The sequence below is a fragment of the Pseudomonas sp. B3G-3 genome (genome assembly GCF_028640915.1).
GTDB classification, from domain to species: domain Bacteria; phylum Pseudomonadota; class Gammaproteobacteria; order Pseudomonadales; family Pseudomonadaceae; genus Aquipseudomonas; species Aquipseudomonas chlororaphis_I.
In genome coordinates this window covers 127,223-133,774 of the sequence record NZ_JAQZAB010000103.1, presented here as the reverse complement: position 1 = coordinate 133,774, position 6,552 = coordinate 127,223, and the positions used below count along the sequence as shown (strand labels likewise).

Annotated in this window: 6 protein-coding genes; all 6 read left to right on the top strand. The window is 60.0% G+C overall.

The features are described 5' to 3' along the window. Positions 1 to 28: 28 nt before the first annotated feature. Positions 29 to 2,113, top strand: coding sequence for a type VI secretion system Vgr family protein (locus tag PVZ80_RS14145; protein WP_273864087.1), 2,085 nt, complete (start codon positions 29 to 31; stop codon positions 2,111 to 2,113). Then, positions 2,110 to 2,949 (top strand): DUF4123 domain-containing protein, encoded by an 840-nt coding sequence (locus PVZ80_RS14140; protein ID WP_273864086.1) that lies wholly within the window; start codon positions 2,110 to 2,112, stop codon positions 2,947 to 2,949. The genes PVZ80_RS14145 and PVZ80_RS14140 overlap by 4 nt, the downstream gene beginning before the upstream one ends. 1 nt (position 2,950) lies before the next feature. After that, complete coding sequence (locus PVZ80_RS14135) at positions 2,951 to 3,433, top strand: DUF3304 domain-containing protein (RefSeq protein ID WP_273829262.1); 483 nt, start codon at positions 2,951 to 2,953, stop codon at positions 3,431 to 3,433. A 91-nt stretch (positions 3,434 to 3,524) separates the two neighbouring features. After that, on the top strand, positions 3,525 to 4,025 hold the full coding sequence (locus tag PVZ80_RS14130; protein WP_273829263.1) for a DUF3304 domain-containing protein: 501 nt from the start codon (positions 3,525 to 3,527) through the stop codon (positions 4,023 to 4,025). Positions 4,026 to 4,049: 24 nt separating this feature from the next. After that, positions 4,050 to 4,661: a DUF3304 domain-containing protein gene (locus PVZ80_RS14125; RefSeq protein ID WP_273864085.1), complete on the top strand. Its 612-nt coding sequence runs from the start codon at positions 4,050 to 4,052 to the stop codon at positions 4,659 to 4,661. Next, entirely contained in the window at positions 4,658 to 6,478 is a 1,821-nt protein-coding gene (locus PVZ80_RS14120) for a DUF2235 domain-containing protein (RefSeq protein WP_273864084.1), read from the top strand. Before PVZ80_RS14125 ends, PVZ80_RS14120 begins: the two co-directional genes overlap by 4 nt. Positions 6,479 to 6,552: the final 74 nt, after the last annotated feature.

Here is a 6,552-nt window from a genome sequence, read left to right as displayed (position 1 = left end):
TGCTTATTCAACGGATGGATTTCACGGCATGCTGGATGCTAACGCTACCCATATTTCCCTGACGATCGAAGGCGCCTCGGTCGACCTTCAGGTCCTCAGTTTCGTTGGCCGCGAAGCCCTCAATCAGCCCTTCTGCTTCGATATCGAACTGGTCAGCGCACGTCCCGACCTCAAGCTCGAGGAGCTGCTGCACAAGCCGGCCTGCCTGACCTTTGGCGGCTTAGGCAAAGGCAGTGGCAAAGGCCTGATCCATGGCCTGGTGTACCGCATCGCCCAGGGTGATTCCGGGCGCAAGCTGACCCGCTACAGCATCAGCCTGACCCCGCAGCTCAACTACCTGCGCCACAGCTTCAACCAGAAGATCTACCAGCACCTGAGCGTGCCGAAGATCATCGCCCAGGTCCTCGAGGCCCGCGGCATCCTGGCCGACGCCTACAGTTTCCAGCTCGGCGCCACCTACCCGGAGCGGGTCTACTGCACCCAGTACGACGAATCCGACCTGCACTTCATCCAGCGCCTGTGCGAAGAAGAAGGCATTCACTTCCACTTCCAGCACAGTGCCGGCGGCCACAAGCTGGTGTTCGGCGACGACCAGACGGTGTTCCGCAAGCTGGCGGCGGTGAACTACCAGCAGGACTCGGGCATGGCCGCCGAGCAGCCGGTGATCAAGCGCTTCAACCTGCGCCTGGAAACCCGCACCAGCCGCGTCAGCCGCCGCGACTACGACTTCGAGAAACCACGGCTGCTGCCCGAAGGCGCGGCCAAGTCCGGGGTCATGCCGGACCTGGAAGACTACGACTACCCCGGCCTGTTCACCCAGCAGGCCCGCGGCAAGCAACTGGCGACCCGCGCCCTGGAACGCCACCGCAGCGACTACCAGCTGGCCGAAGGCAAAGGCGACGAGCCGAGCCTGGTCAGTGGCCACTTCCTGACCCTGGCCGAACACCCGCGCAGCGAATGGAACGACCTGTGGCTGCTGCTGGAAGTCATCCACGAAGGCAAGCAGCCGCAGGTGTTGGGCGAGAACATCACCAGCGACGTCACCAGCCACAAGGACGACTTCCACCAGGGCTACCGCAACCGCTTCCTCGCCACGCCCTGGGACGCCCACTACCGCCCGCCGCTGGAACACCCGAAACCCAAGTCCCTGGGCAGCCAGACCGCCGTGGTCACCGGGCCCAAGGGCGAAGAAATCCATTGCGACCAGTACGGGCGGATCAAGGTGCAGTTCCACTGGGACCGCGACGGCCTGGCCGACGACAACACCTCCTGCTGGGTCCGCGTCGCCAGCGGCTGGGCCGGCAAGGCCTACGGCGGCATCGCCATCCCGCGGATCGGCATGGAAGTGCTGGTGACCTTCCTCGAAGGCGATCCCGACCAACCGCTGGTCACCGGCTGCCTGTACCACAAGGAAAACGTGGTCCCCTACGACCTGCCGGCGAACAAGACCCGCAGCACCTTCAAGACCCTCAGCTCGCCGGGCGGCAAGGGCTATAACGAACTGCGCATCGAAGACAAGAAAGGCGCCGAGCAGATCTACCTGCACGCCCAGCGCGACTGGGACGAAAACGTCGAGCACGACCAGCGGATCCGCGTCGGCAACGAACGCCACGACACGGTCGAAGCCAACACCCTGACCGAACTCAAGGCCGAAGAACACCGCATCACCCACCTCGACCGCAAGAGCGAAATCCGCGCCAACGACCACCTCACCGTGGCCGTCACCCAGCACGCCAACATCGGCACCGCGCAATTCGTCGAGGCCGGCCAGGAGATTCACTACAAGACCGGCAACATCGTAGTCCTGGAAGCCGGCGCCGAACTCACCGCCAAGGCCGGTGGCAGCTTTGTGAAGCTTGACGGCGGTGGCGTGACCATCAGCGGGGCGAATGTGAAGGTCAACTCCGGTGGCGCACCGGGGGTGGGTACGCCGGCGGTGCCGCTGTTGCCGGGCCTGCTGAAGCTTGCCGACGCCGACAAGGCCGGCGGCCTGCTGCTGGGTCGTTTGAACGTGCCAATACCGCGCCTGACGCCGCCCAAGGGCATCTGTGTCGAATGCCTGCTCAAGGCCATCCGCCAACGCCAGGCGATTCTGTCCGGAGCACAGCCATGAGCGATTTGCAGCAAGGCCAGCAGGACTGGGTCAACGCCGCGGCCAAGGGCTTCAGCCTTGCGGCAATCGTCGAGCAGGCCCTGCTCAACGCGCAGCAGCGCGATGCCCTGGTGGAGCTGGAAGGCGCCCGCTGGCCCCTGATGTACCAGCCCGAGCTGGCCCAACTGCGCAATGACGGGCCGCTGTTGCTGGACATGACCGGTCAAGCTTTCGAGCAGCTGGTGGCGATCCACGAGCTGTTCGGTTCGAACCTGGCCGGCTGGTTGAGCAGCACCCTGCCTGCCAATCGGCTGGCCACCCACCTTGGCGACGCCCTGGTCTGCCAGGACGCCAACGATGCGGTGCTGCTGATCCGCAGTTACAGCGCCGAGGTACTGCCCCTGCTCCACCAGCAAAATTACCAGCCATGGCACCAGTGGCTGTTCGGCCCCCTCGATACCTGGTGGGTCAAGGCTGAAAAGGACTGGCAGCGCTTTGCCGGCCCGGCGCACAGCGAAGTACCCGAGTACCACCCGATACGCCTGGATGAGCCGATGATGCACAGCCTGCAGCATGACGCCCACGCCGAGCAGCTGCTGGTACAGACCGAAAACGTCGCCCCCGAGGCCTTTGCCAGCGACTGCCACGGCGAACGCCTGCAACAGGTGCAAGACCTGCTGCAAATCGCCAGAGCCCAGGGCCTGGACCAGCAGGAGGATCAGTCGACCTTCGTATTGCACAGCCTGATCACCCGTAGCCCGCTGCACCAGCGCCCCGAATGGGCCGAAGTCCTGCGCCAGGTCATCGATGACCAGGACAGCCTGGAAAACGCCCTGGCCGCGCAAGAAGGCGCCTGAGGTGACGTTGCCCCCGTCACTCGCACAGTACTGGAAGCGCCTGTCCAGCCGCCAGAAAACCCTGATCCACTGGCTGGTTTTGGCAGCGCTGGTTGTCGGCTATTTCATCTGGCAATACAGCCGCATGCCGGGCGCGGCGCTTTATGGGCATAACCATACGGATCGCCCGATTTTCAGTTATTTCGTCAATGACAATTGGGGTGGCAATGGAGGCGTGACCTGTTGCTGGCGTATCGAGGGCAAGATGCTAAAGGTGGACTGGATAAAAAGTCGTACGGGCGAACAGGCACGCCAAGGCATTAACGAGGAAACCCTTTCAATCGAGATGCCTAACCCGCCCCGAAAGCGAACCGACGATACCCTGCATGTGCATTTTCTGCCCGGAGATCAGGTGCGGCTGGCCTGGAGCGACAAACACACCAGCCCACTCAAAGAAGAGCTGCGCGAGTTTTATGCCGGGGATCAGGAGCGCAGGCCTGAATGAATGCTCTTAAGTTCGATTGGGCTGTCGTTCTACGGCTTTTGGTGCCATCGGTTGAAAGGCTTGCAGGCAGCCGGACAAGGAGTCTGTTGTGATGGGGTCACTCGTAAACCGCTGGAAATCGTTACCCAGGACTCAGAGAACCCTGATCAACCTATTGGTGTGGGGCGTGCTGATCGCTGCCTACTTCATCTGGCAGTACAGCCAGATGCCTGGGGCAATGCTCTATGTCCATAACCAAACCGATCGTCCCATCTTCAGCTACTTCGTCAATGACAACTGGGGAGGCAATGCCACTGCGAACGGCGGAGGCGGAGCAACCTGCTGCTGGCGCATCGAGGGCAAGACGCTGAAGGTGGATTGGATAAAAAGCCGTACTGGCGAACAGGCGCGCCAAGGGATTAAACAAGAAACCCTTTCAATCGAGATCCCTAACCCTCCCCGCCAACGCAGTGACCGCTATTTGCATGTGCACTTCTTCCCTGGCGACCAGGTTCGCCTGGCCTGGAGCGCCAATCTCGACACCCCTTATGAAAACCTCAAGGAGGCACCCGCAGTGCCTGATGCCAAAGTTCAGGAAGCCCAATCCCAATGAATCACGGGTTTTCGGCGCCAACTATTGAAAGACTTGCAAACAGCGCGAGCTGGGCAACATCAATGCCCCCAGGCAAAAGAACGTGACCGTGCGCAGAAACAGGTTCGCACCAACAAGGAGTTTGTTGTGACATCGATTCAATCACTCAGAAATCGCTGGAAGTCCCTATCTGGGCTGCAGAAAACCCTAATCAACCTGTTGGTTTGGGGAGCACTGATCGCTGCCTATTTCATCTGGCAGTCCAACCGAATGCCGGGTGCATCACTTTATGCCCACAACCACACAGAGCGTCCTATCTTCAGCTACTTCATCAATGACAATTGGGGGGGGAATGCCGCTGCAAATGGTGGAGGAGGTATGACCTGTTGTTGGCGCATAGAAGGCAAGACGCTAAAGGTGGATTGGATATTAGACGTTACGCCCGAACAAATTAAACAGGGGCTTGAAGAGGAAACTTTATCAATCGAGCTCCCTAACCCTCCTCGCCAACGTAGCGATCGGTATTTACATGTGCATTTCTTCCCTGGGAACCAGATCCGCCTGGCCTGGAGTGCCAACCTGGATACCCCTTATGAAAACCTCAAGGAGGCACCACCAGTGCCTAATACCAAGGATCAGGAAACCACCCCCCAATGAGCACCCGTAACGCTGATCTTGCGGCCGCTGCCAACGCCCGTTGTGCGGGACCGTTCAATAACTCTCACGTCACGACTTGTGAACGAACTTTGCGAATCGGATTTTTTTTCGACGGTTTTGGACGCCATTTATTGAAAGACCTGCAGACTGGTCGGATCAGTAATGTGGCCAAGATGTATATGGCACATCCCCATACCGAAAAGGACGAGGATTCTTATAACTATCGACGGGCATATCTTTCCGGGATGGGTGAGGAGTACATCGCAGACCTGAACACTAATGCCAATGCCGGTCTGGATATCATTGGCAAAAAAGCGTCGGATGTCCCCAAGGACGTGGCACAGGACGAAGGAAAAAAAATCCTCAAGGATGTGCTGGAGCGCCGTGACTGGTGGGAGCGCTTGAAGCGCGACCTGAATGACTTGGTACACGCCCCCCTCAAAGGCCTCAAGGTATTGAAGGGGGCGGTGGTTGACGCCGTGGCTGAAGTCGTGCCACCTCTGCGCGATAACCCGATCATGGCTCAAGTGGCCAAGACCGGAGCCAACGTTCGCATTGATGGTGCCATCGATTATCTGAACGTCGAAGTTGGCAAGATCAAGGCATTGAGCGGCCCCCCGTTGAAGCGAATCGAACTGACTGTATATGGCTTCGACTATGGCGCCACTCTGGCCCGGGGTTTTCTCTATCGTCTGCTGGACCGCAGCCTGATCAATGGCGAAGAGGTCGAGTATCAGGGGGCGCGCCTGGTTGTGTTGTTCGCCGGCCAGTTCGATGCGGTGGATCGCAGCCATAGCGAAATACCGCTGATCGACGGCTACATGCCCGTGCCCACGAGCACGGTGCTGGGGGACTTCAACAGCCTGCCCAAGCAGGTGCGGCAGGCGCTGCATCTGGTAGCCGCCCATGAGCGGCGTTTTTACCGGCGCGCCTGCATGCTCGGCAAAGGCAACGCCAAGTGGCGCGAAGAGCTGATGCCTGGGGTCAGTGAGGATGTCGGTGGCAGCCTGCTGCCCGGCGAGCAGAAACCCAGTGCCGAACTGGCCCTGGTCAGCTTGCACCGCATGTACCGCGCAGCATTCCAGGCTGGAGCGCCCTTCCCGCATATTGAAGACCTGCATCTGCAAGGTCGAAAACTCAGCAGTTTGTTCACCTTCAACGACCATATCAACGGCAAGACTGCCCTCGGGCTGGTCAAGAAGTATCAGTCAGCCGCCAAGGCCAGCATCGCCCAGCTGAAAAACCTCAACCTGGGTGATAAAGCGCCCTTCCTCGGCCATATACGTTTGTATATCCGCTGGCTAGCGTCGATCTCGCGCCCTTATGTGCAGCGCCTGCGGGAGATCGGCGAAGAGGAAGATCGCCTGAACGCCAGCCAGTATGCCGCGGGGAATAGCGCCGGGATGTTCGGTCGCCCGGTGGAAACCCAGGAAAAGAGGCAGACCCGCCTCAAGCGCACCCAGGAACTGCAAACCGAGCGCGAGACGCTAAGGGCACAACTCGGCTGGCTCGAAGATGTGGACAGCGAAGCCCGCAGCATGCGCAGCGGCCGGGCACGGGATGGCTACAGGGCCGCCGGCACACCGCAGCAGATGCAGGTGTGGCAGGTACTGTTGGAAGAGGAATGGTTCAAGGAACAACTGTCGCCCTTGCCAGAGGAAGTGAGCCTGTTGTTCGGCCACTTCATTCATGACCAGTTGGTACAGTCCCTCGCTCAGCGTTCAGCCAAATCCGTGAGCGGGCAATGCTACTTCGATATCCGCGGGATCGATCGGCCGGAGGAAGAAGAGAAGGAAAAGGAGAAAGAGAAGAAGTAACTGTATTCAATGCCTGCCCGGAATCGGGCAAGGCGTTGACGACCAGCAAGGCAGGGGCTTCTGTCCCCTGCCTT